20 protein-coding genes are annotated in these 19,348 nt (G+C 33.5%); all 20 read right to left on the reverse strand.

Annotated elements, in window-relative coordinates:
* Positions 1–8 precede the first annotated feature (8 nt).
* Positions 9–1,079 carry an ABC transporter ATP-binding protein gene (locus B5X47_RS10610; protein WP_013361414.1) on the reverse strand — a complete coding sequence of 357 codons (1,071 nt, stop codon included), beginning with the start codon at positions 1,077–1,079 and terminating at the stop codon, positions 9–11.
* A 40-nt stretch (positions 1,080–1,119) separates the two neighbouring features.
* On the reverse strand, positions 1,120–1,848 hold the full coding sequence (locus B5X47_RS10615) for a GntR family transcriptional regulator (protein WP_079590116.1): 729 nt from the start codon (positions 1,846–1,848) through the stop codon (positions 1,120–1,122).
* 119 nt (positions 1,849–1,967) lie between these two features.
* Positions 1,968–2,444: a YaiI/YqxD family protein gene (locus B5X47_RS10620; RefSeq protein ID WP_079590117.1), complete on the reverse strand. Its 477-nt coding sequence runs from the start codon at positions 2,442–2,444 to the stop codon at positions 1,968–1,970.
* A 97-nt stretch (positions 2,445–2,541) separates the two neighbouring features.
* A complete protein-coding gene (locus tag B5X47_RS10625; protein ID WP_079590118.1) occupies positions 2,542–3,408 on the reverse strand; it encodes a DUF1002 domain-containing protein in 867 nt (288 codons plus the stop codon).
* Between the two features lie 124 nt (positions 3,409–3,532).
* Positions 3,533–3,994 carry a DUF3788 domain-containing protein gene (locus B5X47_RS10630; protein WP_079590119.1) on the reverse strand — a complete coding sequence of 154 codons (462 nt, stop codon included), beginning with the start codon at positions 3,992–3,994 and terminating at the stop codon, positions 3,533–3,535.
* Between the two features lie 99 nt (positions 3,995–4,093).
* Positions 4,094–4,990: a DUF5655 domain-containing protein gene (locus B5X47_RS10635; RefSeq protein ID WP_079590120.1), complete on the reverse strand. Its 897-nt coding sequence runs from the start codon at positions 4,988–4,990 to the stop codon at positions 4,094–4,096.
* 237 nt (positions 4,991–5,227) lie between these two features.
* Positions 5,228–6,370, reverse strand: a complete 1,143-nt coding sequence (locus tag B5X47_RS10640) for an aminotransferase class V-fold PLP-dependent enzyme (RefSeq protein WP_079590121.1) — start codon at positions 6,368–6,370, stop codon at positions 5,228–5,230.
* A gap of 111 nt (positions 6,371–6,481) precedes the next feature.
* Positions 6,482–6,826, reverse strand: coding sequence for a PAS domain-containing protein (locus B5X47_RS10645; RefSeq protein ID WP_079590122.1), 345 nt, complete (start codon positions 6,824–6,826; stop codon positions 6,482–6,484).
* A 115-nt stretch (positions 6,827–6,941) separates the two neighbouring features.
* Positions 6,942–7,637: a DUF4386 domain-containing protein gene (locus B5X47_RS10650; RefSeq protein ID WP_079590123.1), complete on the reverse strand. Its 696-nt coding sequence runs from the start codon at positions 7,635–7,637 to the stop codon at positions 6,942–6,944.
* 18 nt (positions 7,638–7,655) lie between these two features.
* Entirely contained in the window at positions 7,656–8,099 is a 444-nt protein-coding gene (locus B5X47_RS10655) for an SRPBCC domain-containing protein (RefSeq protein ID WP_079590124.1), read from the reverse strand.
* A 35-nt stretch (positions 8,100–8,134) separates the two neighbouring features.
* Positions 8,135–8,905, reverse strand: coding sequence for an EFR1 family ferrodoxin (locus tag B5X47_RS10660; protein WP_079590125.1), 771 nt, complete (start codon positions 8,903–8,905; stop codon positions 8,135–8,137).
* Between the two features lie 102 nt (positions 8,906–9,007).
* A complete protein-coding gene (locus tag B5X47_RS10665) occupies positions 9,008–10,315 on the reverse strand; it encodes an HD-GYP domain-containing protein (RefSeq protein WP_159446467.1) in 1,308 nt (435 codons plus the stop codon).
* A gap of 79 nt (positions 10,316–10,394) precedes the next feature.
* Complete coding sequence (locus B5X47_RS10670; protein ID WP_079590127.1) at positions 10,395–11,150, reverse strand: CPBP family intramembrane glutamic endopeptidase; 756 nt, start codon at positions 11,148–11,150, stop codon at positions 10,395–10,397.
* Positions 11,151–11,348: 198 nt separating this feature from the next.
* Positions 11,349–12,284 (reverse strand): NAD-dependent epimerase/dehydratase family protein, encoded by a 936-nt coding sequence (locus tag B5X47_RS10675; RefSeq protein ID WP_079590128.1) that lies wholly within the window; start codon positions 12,282–12,284, stop codon positions 11,349–11,351.
* Between the two features lie 68 nt (positions 12,285–12,352).
* Positions 12,353–13,204, reverse strand: a complete 852-nt coding sequence (locus tag B5X47_RS10680) for a MerR family transcriptional regulator (RefSeq protein WP_079590129.1) — start codon at positions 13,202–13,204, stop codon at positions 12,353–12,355.
* A gap of 445 nt (positions 13,205–13,649) precedes the next feature.
* On the reverse strand, positions 13,650–15,689 hold the full coding sequence (locus B5X47_RS10685) for a DUF262 domain-containing protein (RefSeq protein WP_079590130.1): 2,040 nt from the start codon (positions 15,687–15,689) through the stop codon (positions 13,650–13,652).
* On the reverse strand, positions 15,686–17,233 hold the full coding sequence (locus B5X47_RS10690; RefSeq protein WP_079590131.1) for a DUF262 domain-containing protein: 1,548 nt from the start codon (positions 17,231–17,233) through the stop codon (positions 15,686–15,688). The genes B5X47_RS10685 and B5X47_RS10690 overlap by 4 nt, the downstream gene beginning before the upstream one ends.
* A 114-nt stretch (positions 17,234–17,347) precedes the next feature.
* On the reverse strand, positions 17,348–17,557 hold the full coding sequence (locus tag B5X47_RS10695) for a hypothetical protein (protein ID WP_079590132.1): 210 nt from the start codon (positions 17,555–17,557) through the stop codon (positions 17,348–17,350).
* Complete coding sequence (locus tag B5X47_RS10700; protein ID WP_242951042.1) at positions 17,541–18,644, reverse strand: hypothetical protein; 1,104 nt, start codon at positions 18,642–18,644, stop codon at positions 17,541–17,543. The genes B5X47_RS10695 and B5X47_RS10700 overlap by 17 nt, the downstream gene beginning before the upstream one ends.
* 380 nt (positions 18,645–19,024) lie before the next feature.
* Positions 19,025–19,348: integrase core domain-containing protein (locus tag B5X47_RS10710; RefSeq protein WP_143215808.1), on the reverse strand; the 324-nt coding region annotated here is incomplete at its 5' end.

Consider the following 19,348-nt stretch of genomic DNA (forward strand, 5'->3'; position numbering starts at 1 on the left):
CCTCCAAACTAAATTTGTGTTTTAATAGCTACGGCTTTCTCTGGATTCCAAAAGATATTTACAATATCACCTTCACAAAGCTCATCATCTTTTTCAAATCGGCTATATTTTATTTCAGAGTGATCTTTTAAGTCAACTGATGTTTTTACAACTGTACCCATATAAATAAAATCTTTTATTTTTCCTTTTAAATCAAATCCATCTATTATTACTTTACTTACTTTTATGTACTCAGGCCTAATAGAAACATAAATACTTTCGCCTATTTCAAAACCCTTACCTTTTGCCTTTATTATTCCAGACGAAGTTTCCACTGTTAAGATTTCGTTACTCAAATCTATAACTTTACCATTGAAGATATTTGATTCTCCAATGAAACCTGCAACAAATTTTGTAACTGGATGCTCATATATTTCTTTTGGCGAATCAATCTGCTCAATGATACCTTGATTCATTATTGCAATCCTATCACTCATTGTAAGAGCTTCTTCTTGATCATGGGTTACATAGATAAATGTAATACCAAGCTTTTTTTGAAGCCTTTTTAGCTCAACCTGCATCTGCTTTCTTAACTTCAAATCAAGAGCTCCTAGGGGTTCGTCTAAAAGCAAGACTTTGGGATTATTTACAAGAGCTCTAGCAATTGCAACTCTTTGTTTTTGCCCTCCAGATAAAGCATCAGGCTTTCTATATTCATAGCCATTTAATTGCACTAGTTCAAGCATCTCTTTAACTTTTTTTGCAATTTCATCTCTTGGCTTTTTTTTGATTTTGAGTGAATAGGCTATATTGTCAAAAACATTCATATGAGGGAAAAGAGCATAGTTTTGAAATACAGTATTAACATCTCTTTCGAATGGTTCTTTGTCTTCTACGCGTTCGCCCTGAACCATTATAATTCCAGAGGTCGCTTCCTCAAATCCGGCAATCATTCTTAGAGTAGTCGTTTTCCCACAGCCAGAAGGGCCTAAAAGTGTTAAAAATTCTCCTTGCTTTATTTCGATATTCATTTTTTGGACAACTTTATTTTTTCCAAAACTTTTTTCAACATCAATTAAAGTAACAATAGAATCAGACATCATTTCACCTCATAAATAAATGTTAGACTAGTTTTTATAATCAAGCATTTGGCCACAGTTCTGTATAGAAGGTTGTTCTATCACCTATATTTAGAGACCTTGTAACCTCTACTATTTTGTCATTCGTATCATAGGATATTGATTCAAGTAAAAATGCTGGTGTATGTTCATCTACATCAAGAATTTTTGCTTCATTTTTATATAAAGTTGTGATTTTAATCCATTGCTTTGAATATTTAAACTTATAATTGTAAACGTTTTCAATGACCTCGTATAAAGATGTGTTTTCAAAGTCATATTGTAAAAGATTTTCAAATAGGTTTATAGGTAGATAAGAGTATTCAAGTGCTAGTGGTATATTATCTCCATATCTAACACGAACAATTTCATAAACTTTGGTTCCAATGGTTGTATCTAGAAGGGAAGCTATTTTTTTATTAGCCTCAATAATACCTAGTGTTATAACTTTACTTCTTGGCTTTATACCTTTAGACTTGAGCATATGTGAAAATCCAGTTAACTTAACAAAATCTCTTTCATAATTTGGAATACTTACAAAAGTACCCTTGCCTTTTACTCTATATGCATATCCAGAATCAACTAGCTGAGTTAATGCATTTCTAGCGGTCATTCTACTTATACTGTAGGTTTCACTTAGATCTCTTTCCGATGGAAGCTGACTGCCACTTTCTAACTCTCCTGAATTAATTTTTTCAATCAGGATATCCTTTATTTGGATATAAATAGGAGGAATATAGTTTTTGTTCATAATAAAATCTTTCCTTTCATCAATGGTATAGTTGTATATACCACTTTAGTTATATTAACATAGTATAAAATTGTTGGCAATTAATTTATTGAATTTTTAAAAAATAATCAGAATAATATTTATTTGGACTTATTTAAAATCCTTTCATTAATAAACTCAGTAAGTGATTTTTCATAAATTAAATTATCGTTTTCTGAACGTTTTTTATGTTTTGGCCCTCTATTATTTTGCATCATTGAAACTTTATTATGATATCTTGTATCAAGTATAAAATCTATATTAGAAGGAGTTATCTCCTTTCCATTTTGATTAATACAAAATCCTTTCTTTGCGAGGACCATAGCAGCTAAACCATAATCCTGCGTAATAACTAAATCGTAGGGGCTAATGTTATTTGCTATATAATAATCTGCTGAATCTCTAGCTATATCAACGGTGACTATTCTAGCGTAATCACTGTTTAATTGCACGGAATAGTTTTTAACCACTATAACTGGTATAGAATTTTGTTTAGCAATATTGATAGTTGAATTTACAACAGGACATCCATCTGCGTCTATCCATATAGTAAAATGATTATCAATTTTATCATTCATATTTGAATCCTCCTTAAAAATTTGATGAGCTGTATTTACAATAAAAACTCTCATCTTTTAATATCATAATTAAAGGATGAGAGTTTATTTACTTAAACTAAGGAGTAAGCCATTCTAGCAATGCTTTAAAAAATAGCCTTAAATTTTCTAAGAATCCTTTGCCTTCTTCTGATGATAAAAATTCTGTAGCTTTATTACCGATGTCTTCAATTTGATTAGATACTCTATTCCAATCAATGTCTAGACTTCTCATTTTGTCAAAAAGTGATACTAGCTGCTCTATTTGTTCATTGGTTAAATTAATATTATAATTATTTACTATATTAATAATTATATCTCTCACTTCTTCAGTTGTCTTAGGGTTTTGCTTAGCAATTTCTTGTTTTATTTTATTAAACAATTCTACTGCCTTATCGTTTCCTATTACTTCCCCTATTTCAACAGTTCTTATCATCTCTTCATTAGCTGCTTTTTTTATACTATCGTCAATAACCTCTCCTGAAGATACCTCATATGCTTTCATAATACCAGTTAATGCTGCTGTTCCACTTGCATTTCTTGGAGAAGTAACTTTTATGTCTGCATCTTCCACTCCAGCAGTAATCAAAGCATTTATATAACTTTCATCAGTAATATATGTGATTTTGTCACTAGTATCTACCTTTAAACCGCTTCCTTTTTCAGTATAAGTTATCATAACTGATGATATAGCAAAATTTCCAATCTTGCTAGTTGGAACTACTCCACCTAAATATTTATGTTCCTCTGCATTTGTTGTAACTATTTCTTGAACATTTTCTGGTGGATTAAACTCCTTTAATATTGAGTCTTTCTCACTTTCCGAAAGATCTGCACCGAATGAAATAATACTATCACCTACAGCGACATCTGCAAACGATGATATTGTAAAATTTGCAACAAATAAAAATAACAGCAAAAACATACTAAAAAACTTTTTATACATTTATTTACCTCCAAAAACTTTGGCAACGCCAATATATAATTAACTCGGATATCGAATGAGATACCTCACGAATTACTATTATATCATATTAATAAAATATAAGCTTTTCACATATTATGGAAAGTTACTTTAAGCTTTTTTTGAAATCAAATAAAATATGAATCTGTTCAAATGATTCATTTGAGTTAAGTTCAAACACAAGAGGGAAAAATTTCAATCTATTTCCCATTTGCTTTGAATCATTAATCATCTGTTTAACCGTATTATTAAGTGGAAGGCTAAATAAATCATCACGAGCTTTTTCTGGGATATATATAGTTATTTTAAAGAAACCCTCCCAAATAGAAAGCCAAAAGACTGTAGTCACCTTTTGACCTCCCCGAACGCCTAGCCATTTGTAGAGTCCTTTTCCTAACCAAGCTTTGCCGTCAGTATAATAACGCCATTCTAGGTCAATGTCTTGGTTTGCAAGTTCATTTAAAAATTTTATATAACTATCATTTGCATCTTGGAGTGCCTCAGCTATAATGTCACTTGTAGGCTGTATGTCTGGATTTCTAAGCAATTGTTTGTAATTAGATTTCATACTACATACCTCCAAATAAATAAGTGTAATCTAAATTGTAAATTCAACATTAGTAAATGAATCCTTAATTAGAGTGTATAAAGATATTTCCATATTATCTTAATTAATTTCATAGGCTCTTATTATATGCTCTTTAGATTTTTCAAAATCCTCAACATTTTTTATTGTAATTTCTACATCTCCAGTTCCCCAATGTCCGATGTTACTCACGTCTCTTGTAAATCCATTTTCAAATTTAAAATCATCAGGATTCAATCTTAGATATAGCATTATGCTTTTTACTCTAATTTCTATACATGCAATATTTTTTATTTTTTTAAATGCGCAATATAACTTCAACTTATTTTCAGTTACATCGTCGCCAAGCGCTAAAATGTAATCTCTAATAGAATAGTATAGTTCTTTTAAATTACCACTAGTTGATTCTAATTGTTCGTCAAATGTTTTATCTGTACTTTGCCTAACTATCTTTTCTGTAATACCTTCTTTAATTGGAGTAGCCACATTTGAGTTAATTAAATCAAACAATAGTAATTCATTACCAAATTTTTTATATCTGATAAGATCTATATTTCTATTAATTTGTTTTACAGCATATTCATCATATTTAGTAAAATCCCCAGCAATACAAATGAGGCGTGGCATCGTCCAATCGAGCTTATCAGAATACTCTTTGCCTAAAGTTTTCATTACCAAAAGTTCAAAATCAGCTTTATGGTCTAAAAGCCAATCCAAATAGAATAACCCTTGATTTATTACATTTTCATTGCTAGCCCTTTTATATTCAAAAATAACAGGACAATTATTTTCATCTATCCCTAAGCTATCAATACGTCCCCCATTTGATGTTACATATTCAGTTTTAAGAAAGGTAACCCCAAAAAATATAGTCATATTCTTTTCAATTATTGTTTGTAGCTCTCTTTCAAGTGATACCCATGAAGCTGGTAATTCTTCCACACCAGTATCTATTTTAAATAACTTTATATCAGCCATTTAAACCTCTCCCAATATAATTAATTTTTATTATCTTTGAAATTAATTATATCACTTTCATAGATTCCTTACTATTTAATCTAAACTATAGATTTTTTTTAATAAGAAAAGAACCTTGAATTTTCAAGGTTCAAAGAATACTATTTTTGTAGTTTAACAATAGTTTCGCAATTCCTTGCGCAGACAAAAATGATGTCGCGAAGACCTACTGGTTCCTTGGTGGATATAATTAGTCATTCAATTATAGTTTTTTAAAATCGTTATTAACTTCTTTACATCCTCAAAGCTATTGTAAAAATGTAACCCTATTCTGACCTTATTTCCAGACACATGAACACGAATCCCTCTTTGAGCAAATTCCTCTCCTGTTATGGACACTTTATCACTTATCTCTAAGTAGACTATTCCACTTCGATTTTCTTTTGGCAGCCAAGGCGTGATTTTGAAATGTTTTACTTCGGCCATTTCATCGTACAAATATTGGACCATGTCCATTGCATATTTTTGAATATCTTCTTTTCCAAGATTCAAGTATGTTTTTATTGATTCTTCTACACCGGCCAATCCTATCCAGTTTAATCCCCCCGTTTCAAATCGACTAGCAGTCTCACTTATAGTTAATTCAAGGTTACTAAAATCTTTTTTTCTATCACGTATACCTGTCCATCCAACATGTCTTGGTTTTAAATTCTGGAGGAGTTCCTTTCTTATATAGCCAATTCCTAGACCAAAAACATTATTCATCCACTTATATGTTGACGAGATCATTACATCAATCCGAGTCTTTTCCATATCATAGCACATAAGACCAAGACCTTGAGTAGTATCAATAACCAAGAATATATTCTTCTCTGAGCAAACCTTACTCAGCAAATCAAGGTCGTAAGCATATCCAGTAGATGGCTCTACCGCACAGATAGAAATTGCAAATGTTTTTTCGTCAATGTAAGATAAAATCTCATCTGTGGTCACAATACGTGCCTTATTAGGTACGAACCGCACTTTTAGTCCATCACACTCACGGTTAAGCCAAGCATTCCTAGTGGACGGAAAGGAAATATCAGGAATAATTACATTCGAACCAGAAGGAAAATCAATGTTAGCAACAAATGCATTAATCATGTCGGATGCATCCTTGCCGAAAAAGATTTCTTCATCAGACGCATTGATCATTTCTGCCACTTTTTTTCGTACATGGTCAGAATGGTTCCATTCATTCCAATACTCATTTAATGAAAGTCCTTCAAAATGACTTTTATCAAGTTTGCATTTCATTGCTTCATAACTATTGGATGATAATAGCCCTGAAGTTGGTGTATCCAAATATACTTGATTTTTTAGTCCAGGGTAAAGGTTTCTCACTTCTTCAAATTTATCCATAAATAGCCTCCTTGAAAATTAAAGCTCTGATTCTAATTGTTGAATTATAGCGCATCTTAATCTTCACCGCGCAACTACAACTTCACTATTCAATAGAACAGTAACTTTAAATTACTTTTGTAAATTAAGTTCAAACCGTTCAAAATAACCAACTAATTCACCCTCATCATCTCGAACCGGGTTCAAATATATTCTTTGATTTTTTATGCTAATCCCAAGAAAAATTTCATTACCATGTCTTTTGATTTTTTCAATAGCCGCAATAATTTTCTCCTTTGATTCTTCATTATGACACTCAAATAGTGAATTACCAATTAGTTCTTTATATCCTCTTTCAGTATAATAATGGTACTTTGCCGCATTGTTCATGTATCTTATTATATGATCGCAATCAACAAACAAAATAGGATATGGTATGCTATCCAAAATATAAGACATCATTTTTACTTTTTCCACATCTTAACCCCCTTCCATATTTGATTTATAATAATTGTACCATAATAAGCATAAGAAACTCTTTACCGAATGTATATCCTTTTGATTACTAATTTTATAATATCCCAATTTGCTGTTATACTTTATATTTTCTAAACATCAAATAGACACCCAAGAACATAAACCAAAACTGAACAACAGCAACACTTGCAATTACCATAACACCAACATCAATACCAAATATCCCTAGTGCCGGAATTGCTATTGCTATTGCTGCTGCCGTGCCAAACCAACCTGTCCATTTGGGCAACGTTTTATTCTTTAAGATGTAAACACTGATTAGAGCCACTGAAACTGAGGCAAATATACTAACCCCTAAGTCTTCACCTATTGAACCGCCGTAAGCATTGATCGCTTCAAAAATAACTGAAATGCTTTCCTTGGCCGCATTATCACCCGCACTGTACAGATTCGCAAGTATTGGCATCGCACTGAGCCATCGAATAATTCCAATACTCCGAGTAGCTCCTGAAAGAGCTCCAAATGCAGCAGCTATCCATAGCGATGGTTCTAAATATTTTTCCTTAGATACATTAAATGCAATTAATGCGATTGCAGGGAAGAATAAAATTGAGTATACCATGTAGCTAAAGTAACCTATCAAAGTTTCTGAACTATGTTGGTGAATCAAAGGCAGAACTACATTCGCAGGTTCTCCCAATATATCAGGCCAATTTATAGCTTGACCAAGTATAATCATGGGCACAAAAATCAAAAGTCCCTCAATAAGTAAAAATAATCCTAATCTTTTCGAATTTTCAACTGTTTTCATGACTAATCCAACTCCTTTTCATATGCTCATTATTTCACAATCTTGTTTAACTTTGAGATTCACCTTTGAAAAACCATCCTCTGTAGTTTTCAATAATTCCGGATTTAATCGTTCAACAAATGGTAGTGCAACTCCACTGTATGTTTCCTTTTGTATTAGCCTTACAGAATCTTCACTTAATTGTGTCACTATAAACTCATGGCTGACATGAAATATATGCCTTACACCACTTTGCCAACAAAGTAATCCTGGTCGGTCCATTTTCTTTAAAACTGCTTTAACTGACATCTGCTTGTCTTGACTAATTACACTAAAGTAAATAGTGCCACCGACCTTAAAATCTCCTTTTATATCTTTTATCTGCGGATTCCAACTGTTGTAGTCTTTAAATTTAGTAATTTTCTCCCAAACCACATCTTGCGAAGTTTTTATGATGATACTTGACTCTATGATTTTCCTCATTTTGAGACATCTCCAATCTTAATTCTATCTTGTAATTATGCATGAAAAATGTCCGTCATTTTTATATTCGGATTTGTATATCTTTCCTTATTTAAGGTCTTATCTTTAAATTGAATAGATTTTTGTGGACACCAATGCAGACAGGCTAGACATACTTCACAATTACCCTTCCATTTAATCTGATTGCCAGTAATTGAGATATTACCTCGTGGACATATCTTTTTACACACTTCGCAGTGGTTACAATTGTTATCAACCCAGAAATTCTTATCCCACTTTGGAAAAACTTTCATCGCCATGAAATGTACCGCTGACTTTTTAATGTTTGGGGTTTTCGTAACAGGTTCAAATTGGTGATTTGCAATTTTATGTGCAATTTCTGAAATTCTCTCATCTGCCTCCTTTAATATACTTCTCTGAATCTCCAGTGACTGAGCCTCGTCTCTTATAATATAATTACTTGGTTGTTTTATTGAAAATCCGTACTTTACAATACCATTCCTTTTTTGAATTCTGTTTTGTATTTCCTGCAGTGAAACGCCCTCATCACCTGCATAGTTTGAAACTACAAAGATTTCTTCAGATCCATCAAACTTCATTTTTTTAATAAAATCTGTAACAATTCTTGGAATACCTGATGCATAAACCGGAAATACAATCCCAACTCTTTTTGCATTTAGTTTAACAGTCTTATTGGTTTCTTTACTTATGTCTGTGAGAACAGTATTACCAAGAAGTGTGGATAGTTTATATGCAATATGCCTTGAATTACCTGTTCCTGAAAAAAAATAAATCTTCGTTTCCATAGTTATCCCTCCATAATTCTACAAATCTTCTCTATTCTTCATCATAATAATAAACCCTCACACAATGTGAGGGTCAAGTAGTTAATTGAATAATTGCAAAAATTATTTGTCTTTATATTGCTCAAAAATATCATTAAACTTTTGATGATGTTCTTTGAATAAAGATAGCAACTTAGGATCAAATTCTTCTGGACGTGTACGTCCATCTCCTTCAGTCATAATGCTAACGGTTTCTTCGTGTGTAAACCCTCTTTTGTAAGGCCGAGGGCTCCTTAATGCATCATAAATATCTGCCACCGCCATAATTCTTCCGGATAGCGGAATCGCTTGTCCGTGTAAACCATTAGGATAACCTGAACCATCCCATTTTTCATGATGGCTCAAAGCAATTTCTTGAGCACACTTTAAAACCTCGGATTCTGCAAATGCAAAAGCACTTGCACCTATTTCACCGTGCAACTTCATAATATCCCATTCTACTTCGGTCAATGGACCCTTTTTATGAAGAATTTCATCCGGTATTCCTACTTTACCAACATCATGCATAGGCGCTGCGTAATACATTTTTTCAATTACTGCCGAATCTAAATGCATGAGTTCACCCAGTAGCTTCACATATTCACGTGTGCGCTCAATATGAACACCAGTCTCAGTATCTCTGTACTCTGCGAGTTTTGAAATCCTATCTACTGTTTCTTTATAAGCTTTGTCGAGTTGATCTAATGCTTGATTCTTGTCATACATGACAGCTATATTATTCGCTTCAAGAAGCACAGAATGTTCTAGCATTTTTCTTAGGCGTAAAGTAGCAAGGTACATCACAAAAGCGATAACTAAAAAGGATCCCTGAGCAACAACAAAAAATGTTAGATCAAAACTATCTCCGAGCATATGTGTAACAAAGTTTCCTGAAAGTTTTACGTTCTTTTGATTAAGTACATAATTTAAAATACCGAGTTGCCCAATAATACTTCCAAACGCAAAGATCAGAATTAGTTTGGGCTTGAGTGTGATACTGTTAAGAATCAAAAGTATAAACTGAAACACAATCACAAGTGGTACTTTAAGCATGTACACCGGAGACACCGATTCGCCACCCACAGAAATATACCATATTATGGGCATTGATGTTACTGTCAGTATATCATAAGTAACCCCTATAATACTTAGTCTATTTAGTTGGGACTTTTTCCGAATATACCAAATAGCAACAAAATACAAAATAATTCCTAATACGCAAATCGTAAGCGCAGTGATTTTTTCAAACTCGCTCTTGCCGACTAAAATGGTAACTCCCATTGTATTTAAGACAAAAATTGCCCTAATTATATAACTGAGCCTAAGATTGTTTGCCTCATGTCTTTGAAGATTCTCTTTAGTTCCGTGTTCGTTTAAATTCATTAAATCCATAAACACCTCATTTTGCATAGCTAGCTATGTTTCTCACATTAAAGCTCCTACGTATACGCCATCTTATTTCTACCGGTTATTATGCGCCAATCAGAACATTCATTACTGCATGCAATATGGCTAATCCTGATATATTACCCATAAGTCGCACCATTCTATTGAACACCCATCCCCAGATAAAAAGCACCACCAAGTCTATGAGTAGTTCCATCGGGGTGAAATTGTAGAATAACCTTTGGGGAATGTGTATGATTGCAAACATGCCTGCTGTGATGATTTCCGCATGTGCTCTCTGAAAAAAGGCCGAAAATCTCAATAATAAGTAACCACGAAAAATCATTTCTTCACTAAATCCAACTCCAAGTTGCGCCACTAGTTGGAATAAAATCGGTGCAGAGAGCCATATCTTTATAGATACTTGTTTGAAGAACACGCAAGCTAAAGCACTGATGACAAGACCTCCAACAATAGAAGGAAGAAGATTTTCCTTGAAAAGGCCCAATGTTCTTGGACTTTGCTTTCGAATAGTCAATGTGATCCCAAAAGGCAATAGAATGATAGCGTTGGATAAAAGTTGTTGTAATGCCGTCAGCAAGCTGTATTCTTCTCCTGTATTGCCAATTGTTGCATTTTGAATTCCCTTGAGCCAAAAGATGAGTAAAACAAATATAAACAAAATCAAGTAAAGGATTGTTGATAGCAAAATTTCCTTTTTAGGAAAGTCAAAAGAAACAAGTAGTGGTTTTAATTTATAGATTTTCTCAAGAATCAGAAAAACAATAAGCGCCTCTATCAAAGTGGCAATAATAGGAATGCTTGGGTAGATGTAATTCATAAAAAATCTCCAATCTAGATATAAATCTACTTAAGTCGCATTCAATCTAAAAGAACCATACCCCGTAGTCAAGCCTGGCGAAACGCTTTAGCTATCTAATAAAAAAATCCATATTAGACATTAATGTTAATGTATGCAGCATAAGCTATCATCTGTTAATTTCTAGTTACCAAATACATTACCCTACTTGCATTGTTTTTAACGCTTAAACGAATTTATCATTTCTCTTATGCCTATTTCAAATTCAGTCACTTTGAAATCAGGGAAATGCTTTCTAAACTTTTCGTCGTTCATAATATATATGAAATCAGACTGATAGAGCATTTCATTGACTTCCTTGATATTAGGTATAAATATTCCCATGATTTTCAGTATAATTCTTGGAATAAGAGTTGCCTTAAAATTTGTGTTCATTACGCTATTGATCTCGACTACAATTTCATCAATCGTCATTGCTCTGCTGACAGGCAAATGCCATTCTTGCCCATAAGTGCTATCATCCAATGCAAGTGTGACTAATGCTCTTCCATTGTCGTTGGTATATGAATAAGTATGCTTAATATTTGTATTTCCAAGGGACTGGGGTGCTTTTCCTATTAGCATCCTTTCTATGAATGATATATAGAGGGGGCTATTGATGACATTGGGTCCATAAAAGTCAGCCGAACGACCAATTACCGCCTTTACTCTACCTGATTCATGAGCATTTAAGAGCATGTCTGATATAATCTTTCTAGTTTTCCCTTTTTCAGAAACAGGATTTCTTGTGTGCTTTTCATTAAATGGCACACTTAAGGGTGCTGGACCATACAGGTACATGTTGTCTAGGAAAATTAGTCTTGCTTCTGCCTTCTCACATGCACTAATCACATTATTCATTATTAGAGGCCATTGTTCTTTCCAAATTAAAGCACTATACGGTAGTCCTATACACAAATAGACATGAGTTGCTCCCGTTATGGCATAAGTCGCTTGATCAAAGTCCAACAAGTCCGCATGGATTGTTTCTATTCCTTTTACTGTCTTGCTTCTCTCTACAGCCCTAATCTTGAGTTTTCTAGCTTGAAGTTCCTCAATGACACTTTTGCCAACGGATCCGGTTGCTCCTAATACAACATGTAGTTCGCCATTCATAAAATTACCACCTTTCCATTATTAGCATAATAATAGACCCTCACATAATGTGAGGGTCAAGAGGTAATTTATAATAATTTTGAAACTGGAACTTGAAGTTCAATAATTGCATTTTCTACTAGTTCGCCATTGGGGTGAGCTGGTCCTGAAAGATGCAACTCCCTAAGTGCTCCTGTAATTTGCCAATCATTACTTACAACCCATTTAAGCAACTCAATTATTGCTTGTTCGATGCCATCAAATGCTCCGCTATATACAGCATATGCCATGTGTTCTTCTGCCTCGATCACCCTAGCATTAAGCACGGTTTCGTTTGATCGAAACTTTTCTAAGTATGTCTTGGGCACAACAATGCCAGTCTCCATATCAAGATCTGTTTCACTGTACTCTTCATTAAAGTAAAATGTGATTTCTGGACCAATCGGTGTGATATTCATCACATTAAGCTCTTTGTACAGTTTTGCATACATGTTATAACAAAATACTCCCATTTGCTCTAAATGAGGCACTATCGTTCTATGAGAAACATAGACATAGGATTCTGTACTCTTAATACTGACATCGAATTTAGGTATATCACCTTCGCTTTCTATTATACGAAGACGATCAACAATTGTTTTCAAATTGATTTGCGCCATGCTAATCTCATTCTCCAGGTCTCTTTGCCTTCTGACTAGCATTGCTTTCATTTCATCAATTGAGATTTGTTCATCAACTAACCCCATGACTTCTGTCAGCGAAAATCCGATATCCTTTAAAAAAATGATCCTATTAAGTCTTGGCAGCTGGTCTATAGAATAACTTCGGTATCCTGTATTATTATCAATACAGGCTGGTTTAAGAATCCCTATTTGATCATAATGCCTGAGCATTCTGATTGATACTTTTCCAATTTTAGAAAAATCACCTATTTTGAGCATGCAGGTTGCTCCTTCCTACTTATTTTTGATTGAATCAACTTAATATTAAACCCTCACATAGTGTAAGGGTCAAGTAGTATTCTTCAGTGTCAATCTTACAATGAAATACTTTTATTAATCATAAATACCTATGTCATCTATATTTTAGCCCTTTTTTAGGGGTCAAAAAACGTCATTTTTTCGTCTGCTTTTTGCCCAAAATTCAGGCCAAAACCACTATATGTTGTGGTCAAACCCTACTTTTTCTCGCCAGAACCACTACGTGTCATCAGAATTATCGCTTCTACGTGCTTGGAGTTGCAATGATAGCTATCAATTCCTTTGTTTCAAACCCCATTTTTTTTAAAGGTTCGTTCTTGGAAACATATCCAATATTGACTGTAGTTTGTGGGAACATATCCAAATATTAACGTGTTCGATATAGCTATTTCTAATCAAATAATTATTAATGTGACAAAACAAATTGTACTGCTTCATCCAAAGGATCATCAGTCTTTGTTTCCAAGACTATCTGTCCAGATCCATCTTTGATAGTAAATTTTCCACCTTTAAAACTAAAGTAGAATCCTTTAGTAAATAAGTATCTATCAACCCAAGTTCCTATATCACCTTGAAACTCTAATTCCAAGTCTAACTTCTTTTCCCACTTTAGTATCCATTTCAATGCCAACGAAAATATCTCGTAAGTATAACCATTCGAAGATTTGTTTGGTACAACAATCATTTGTCCTTTTACATTACGCAATCTTAAATGAGAAGCACTCATCCACCCAAACAACTTAGGAACTCTTATGAAACAATATCTCCAATCATTTTTCGGAACGACTGAATTCTTCACTATATTTTCTAACTGGACTGATATATCATCAGTTAAATTTAGTGTATCAAGAAGCTTTTTGACTATTATACTATTATTAGAAAATAATCTTTTTAAACTCGGGGTACTTGATGCTTCATTTGGATCATCAATGCATAGAGTTTTGTATGATGATACTGGTAGTGTATAATCTCCGAAAACCAGCAAAGCTCGTCTTAATAAATTACCATGTTTAGGTTTTGTATCGTCAAACAACAAATCTATTTTATTCCAATATTCAACAAAAGAATCCTTACTGTATACCTTTTTATTGTCTACAGCAAAATATAAAGCCGATCTTATTTGTCCACTAAAATACGGATGTTGTTCTGCTTTATAAATCTCGTCAGCAAACTCATTATCGTGTAATATTATTTGCGCCTTATTTTGTTCTTCTTTTATTTGTTCTAAAGAGAACCCTGTTACATTTTCTTTTTTTGAGAAGTAGTCAATTAAATTATCCCATTTATCTGCAAGTACATTTATACCTTCTATTGATCGACGATACAGTACCGATGTATCAATTTGTGAATTAAGAATAAGATTACTAAAAATCCTCACCCATTGTGTAAACGATCCAGTATCATTGCCTTCCGACATAAATAAATAAGTTGTCACAGCATGAAATAATAATCTATCTTGATATGTCCGTTTTTCTCTTAAACCGTTGAAAATAAGCTGATGTACAAGTTCATTATTTCTATTATCATTGAGGTAGTTAAGTGTATAAAATATTTTTTTAAATGTTATCTCATCAATTTTTTCAAAATCTAAAGTATCTGCCCAATTACTATCAGCTGTTATTATCCCTCTATTCATAAGAAGAACGCCAAAAAAAGTTAAATATGTTTCATCAAAATCCTCTTTATAATTTGACCAAAACAAATCTGTCCATTCACGGTCGAAAGCATCCTCAAAGTCTTTCTCAAAGTTCAGTTTAAGCTTTTTCAACCTACCGATTAGGCGTGCTTTAAAATTTTCAAAAGGAGTAAGAGGTTTGCCACGTGCATTCAATTTAATGTATAGACTATCTTCCATCCCAAGATCCTTCATTTCCAAGAAATTGAATACTATTGGCTGATGTTCCATTCCAGATAATCTTTGCGCAAGATCCTCTACATTGCCAAAGACTTTCTTTATATCATCCAACATTGTAAGTGCAGATTGTATCGTTGGGTCATATTTCCAGGCAGAAACAAACCACTCTGAATCTTCTATCTCTTTCGAAGGTGTTAACTCAGACATAAAAACATTTGCACGTTTTTCAGTAAGTTTTTCTAAGAAGTTTCGAGAACTGGTACGCGTTTCATATGTGAACCTTCTCAATAAATCTGTTTTTGTATGATCATCAAAGTAAGCATATAGATGTAGTAAAAATAGTGTAGTTAAGCGCTGCTGACCATCTAATGGGATAAATTTATCATCCTCTGCTTTACCGTATACAAAATTAAGATCTAAAGGTGGTGTTTCTTCTAAAATTGCAACCTTCATGTCTTCTAGTAGATTGTGACGTACCATTTTAGCATGATCATCAAGTCTTCCTTGTGCATAGTCCCGTTGTACTTTTGGTATCTCTACTTTATATTTATCAAAAAGCCTAAAGAGTGTGTTAATAGCTACTTCACTCATTTCCCAAACCTCCCATCAAAAAACGCCTTAAGGATTTTGTCCATTTCTTCAATATAATCCTTCTTATCATCAGCTCCCCAGCTATCCATGCTATCAAGCTTTTTCGAATATACCTTTAAAAAAATATTTTTTGTGCATAACGGAACAAACAATCCTTTTGATTCTCTTTCAATGATAATTTTGCGCTTATCAACAAATACAGAATTTTGATAACCACGATTAGTTTGGGCATCAAGCAGTGTTAAATTTCCTATACTATCGTCCGCTTCATCAGTTTCATCAGCAGTCGCATGGATATGTTCAATATCCCATTTGATTTTATCTCCTGTTTCTCCTTTATATATATCAAACGGAAAACGATATTGCTTTTCACTCTTGCATACCAAAGTTGCAATGTTAAAGAGAAGAAGTAGCTTACGAATTTTACGTCGGTCATTTTGATTATCGTAAGAAATATCAGATAAAGTATATTTGCCTGTCACGATTTTTGCTTTTTCAAGCAAGGCTTTCATCACATCACTTTTTCGTTTACCGCGCGTCAAGGTAAATACCTCAGCAGTTTTTACTCCTGATGATACAAGATATCCAATTATATGATACTTATCCAAATCTGAATACCAATCCCGGAATTCAGCATATAGTTTTTCAACTTCATCCCACAGATTTTTAACAAATTCTTCATTATCAGGTGAAGATTTTAATTTCTCTAAAAAAACTAAAAACGAAAAATAATTTTGATTAGTCGGTATTGGTGTAGGAAACTTATTATTTTCCTCATTCGCTAATAAATCAAAAATCATATCAATGCGCGTGCCACTCTGTTCTCTTTCATTAAGAAAGTACCAAAAAGAATCATCCCGTAATCCTTGCTCTATTCGATCCCAAGCTACAGAAATCTCAGTTTGTCGCTTGTTTATGTCTGTACTAAAGTTATCTTTATTCAATAACAACGCTTTTATAAGTTCGGAATTCGTTAATGGAATTTTCCCTAAGTTTACCTTTGTAAATATAGCTATCGGATCGTTATCAGCAGGTATCTCATACCATATAAAAAATACATTCTTCCTGATTTTTGTATTTAACTCCTGTATAGCAACCGACTTATCTGGTTGGTTGTCCAGCCAAAAATTTATTTTCTCATAAGCAGATGCTATATGATAAAAATCTATATTTTTATTTTTCTCTTTTTCTAAATTCTTTTCATCTGACAAGGCTTTTAAAAAATCTGCACTATCACTTCTAGTTTTATACTCTAAATCAAAAGGAGGAGTAGCTGAGCGAATTTCCTGAGAAGCTATTTTCATGAAAATATATATAGTTGTTAGTCTCTGTTGCCCATCCACTACTTCAAATGATCCATCCTCTCGATTTTTAACAGCGAGAGGTTGAATACAGTAACGTTTGTTACCTTCAGTTGAAAATTCATAGATGTCATCAAGTAGTGCCGTTACTTCATGTTCTGTCCAACGATATCCACGTTGATATGATGGCACAAAAAAACGATAATCTTTAAGTTCTCCAATTGTTTTTGTTACAATGGCCATTCACAATCCTCCTAAATTAATATGGTATTTTCATTCTATTACCCTATGTCATTGTACATATTTTGACATCATTGCCTTCAGGCAATATAAATGCCTGCATCATGATAAACACTACTACTTTAAGTTTTTGACCACATTAATAGCGCCTTTCATAATTTTGCCACTGTGTTTTTTTACTAAAATTACAATTCCAGCCAGGCCCAATGCGCCCCCTATATTAACCCCAGTTTTTTGGCACTTTGGACAAAGTCCAGTTTTATTTTTGGGATCAGTGATAATTCTTCCACACGGACAAACTTTTTCGGATTTATTCTTTTTCTTCATCGTTAACATCCTCCACCGAAACTATGTATACATCATTTTTATATTCACCATTCATACTTAATTCTAAGGTCCTAATACCTGACTCTAAAGCTGGTCGCATTTCCTTTGAAAAAGTATACCAACAATTCATATTCGTTTTATTATATGGAAAGTAATCATGCATCAGTGCTGCAGTTGATAAGCCTTTTCTTGTTACTGGCTTTGTCAAGACATCATACATAACGTGCTGGTATTGCTGCAATACAGCTTTTGCAGTTTTTGTATCCCCCATATACTCTAGAAGCTGCATCCACACACCGACATATTTTGTTGCAATTTGAAAGTCGCTCGTTAAATACCCCATGTATCGATTCAAAGGATTTCCAAATTGTACAAAAGGGATATTTGTGAGTCTAGCAAACCTTTTTGATGTTGTTTCAATATCTGCATAAATTGCGTTAAGAGCAGTTCTAATTTTCCCATCAGCCTCTTTTAATAGTAATATGCGTTCTTCGTCAGACTCTTTATTTTCTGCCTCTAATACTAATGCCCTTGCATCCAAGAATGGAACAATAATATCTCTGTCTCTATCTTTTTCAAGCTGATATGTCTGAAATTCTTGTATATCAGCTAATTTCGCATATATCTGACGCATTTGAAGTTGATTGCCAATACTTCTTGCAGTTTCAATATTTCCTGAATCATTAATAACCTTTTTCAATGTAATATCTTTAACTCTTACACCATTTTCATCTAAAATTACTGCTCTTAAATTTCCGTCTATCTGCTTTGATTCTCCCACCGTGTATAATCCTTTTTTTAATTTGGATTTAATATCAGGAGGCAAATTCTCAAAATCAGGTAGTAAAGTAATATTCCCTCTCATAATTACATCAGCTTGATGTATAACATCATTTATTATTCCCAGATTGGCAACAGGGAGTTCAGAGACAATCTCTAAAGCTGATTGCTCTCTTAAAGCCAAAGACATCTGCTGAACGTATTCGTCAAAGAAGTCACTCATGGCCGTAATATCTCTACCATATCTATCAATGTCAGTCTTAAATAACATAAGAGATTTACTTGATACTTTATCAATTCTTTCCACTTCCTGGTTTTCGGAAGTGTTATCTAATTCTTTTGTCACTGTCGACCTCCCCCTTCACCAAATGAAATCTACTCATCCTCGTCGTCCTCCTCCTCAGTATCGTCAATGCCAAATAGCACCTGGAACTTATCGAAGTTATAAGGGTATGAATTGTCACCATTAAATCTTACTGGCCTCTGGCCATTGTTGTATTCAAATTCCAACTCCCATTGTGTACCATCACACACGACGTATCCGAAACGGTCGGTTGAATATCGTCTGCGCCATTCCCCAATATAAGGATCCTTAAGTGCGTCGATAAAAGTATCTTTTGTGAAGGGTTCTTCGTTATAATCATCCCTGTAATGGTCAAGCTTTTTTGTAACACTAAGTACGGTTTTTTAAGCCAAATTTCGTGCCTCGAAAGGTGTTAATCCACCATTATATGAATGAGGTCTAATGTGGTTGTACCAAACATGTACATATCTATTTACAGCTTCATCTAATTGATCTTCAGTATTAAATTTATTTGGATATATTAACTCTGCTTTAAATGATTTGTAGAATCTTTCCATGGGCGCATTATCATATGGACAGCCAGTTTTACTCATGCTTTGGATAATACCATTTTCTTTACAATAGTCTACAAATGCCCATGAAGTAAATTGTACCCCTTGATCTGAATGCAAAATTAAGCCTTCATTTGGTTTTTCTCTTTCAATCGC

It is taken from the genome of Acetoanaerobium noterae (assembly GCF_900168025.1).
GTDB classification, from domain to species: Bacteria; Bacillota; Clostridia; order Peptostreptococcales; family Filifactoraceae; genus Acetoanaerobium; species Acetoanaerobium noterae.

Excerpts from the sequence above, each read along its gene's own strand:
- B5X47_RS10635 (WP_079590120.1), bottom strand. The coding sequence starts at position 4,990 with ATGGCTGATATAAAGTTATTTAAAATAGATACTGGTGTGGAAGAATTA.
- B5X47_RS10655 (WP_079590124.1), bottom strand. The coding sequence starts at position 8,099 with ATGAGGAAAATCATAGAGTCAAGTATCATCATAAAAACTTCGCAAGAT.
- B5X47_RS10660 (WP_079590125.1), bottom strand. The coding sequence starts at position 8,905 with ATGGAAACGAAGATTTATTTTTTTTCAGGAACAGGTAATTCAAGGCAT.
- B5X47_RS10615 (WP_079590116.1), bottom strand. The coding sequence starts at position 1,848 with ATGAACAAAAACTATATTCCTCCTATTTATATCCAAATAAAGGATATC.
- B5X47_RS10680 (WP_079590129.1), bottom strand. The coding sequence starts at position 13,204 with ATGCTCAAAATAGGTGATTTTTCTAAAATTGGAAAAGTATCAATCAGA.
- B5X47_RS10640 (WP_079590121.1), bottom strand. The coding sequence starts at position 6,370 with ATGGATAAATTTGAAGAAGTGAGAAACCTTTACCCTGGACTAAAAAAT.
- B5X47_RS10695 (WP_079590132.1), bottom strand. The coding sequence starts at position 17,557 with ATGAAGAAAAAGAATAAATCCGAAAAAGTTTGTCCGTGTGGAAGAATT.
- B5X47_RS10685 (WP_079590130.1), bottom strand. The coding sequence starts at position 15,689 with ATGAGTGAAGTAGCTATTAACACACTCTTTAGGCTTTTTGATAAATAT.
- B5X47_RS10620 (WP_079590117.1), bottom strand. The coding sequence starts at position 2,444 with ATGAATGATAAAATTGATAATCATTTTACTATATGGATAGACGCAGAT.
- B5X47_RS10675 (WP_079590128.1), bottom strand. The coding sequence starts at position 12,284 with ATGAATGGCGAACTACATGTTGTATTAGGAGCAACCGGATCCGTTGGC.
- B5X47_RS10610 (WP_013361414.1), bottom strand. The coding sequence starts at position 1,079 with ATGTCTGATTCTATTGTTACTTTAATTGATGTTGAAAAAAGTTTTGGA.
- B5X47_RS10665 (WP_159446467.1), bottom strand. The coding sequence starts at position 10,315 with ATGGATTTAATGAATTTAAACGAACACGGAACTAAAGAGAATCTTCAA.
- B5X47_RS10630 (WP_079590119.1), bottom strand. The coding sequence starts at position 3,994 with ATGAAATCTAATTACAAACAATTGCTTAGAAATCCAGACATACAGCCT.
- B5X47_RS10650 (WP_079590123.1), bottom strand. The coding sequence starts at position 7,637 with ATGAAAACAGTTGAAAATTCGAAAAGATTAGGATTATTTTTACTTATT.
- B5X47_RS10690 (WP_079590131.1), bottom strand. The coding sequence starts at position 17,233 with ATGGCCATTGTAACAAAAACAATTGGAGAACTTAAAGATTATCGTTTT.
- B5X47_RS10625 (WP_079590118.1), bottom strand. The coding sequence starts at position 3,408 with ATGTATAAAAAGTTTTTTAGTATGTTTTTGCTGTTATTTTTATTTGTT.
- B5X47_RS10670 (WP_079590127.1), bottom strand. The coding sequence starts at position 11,150 with ATGAATTACATCTACCCAAGCATTCCTATTATTGCCACTTTGATAGAG.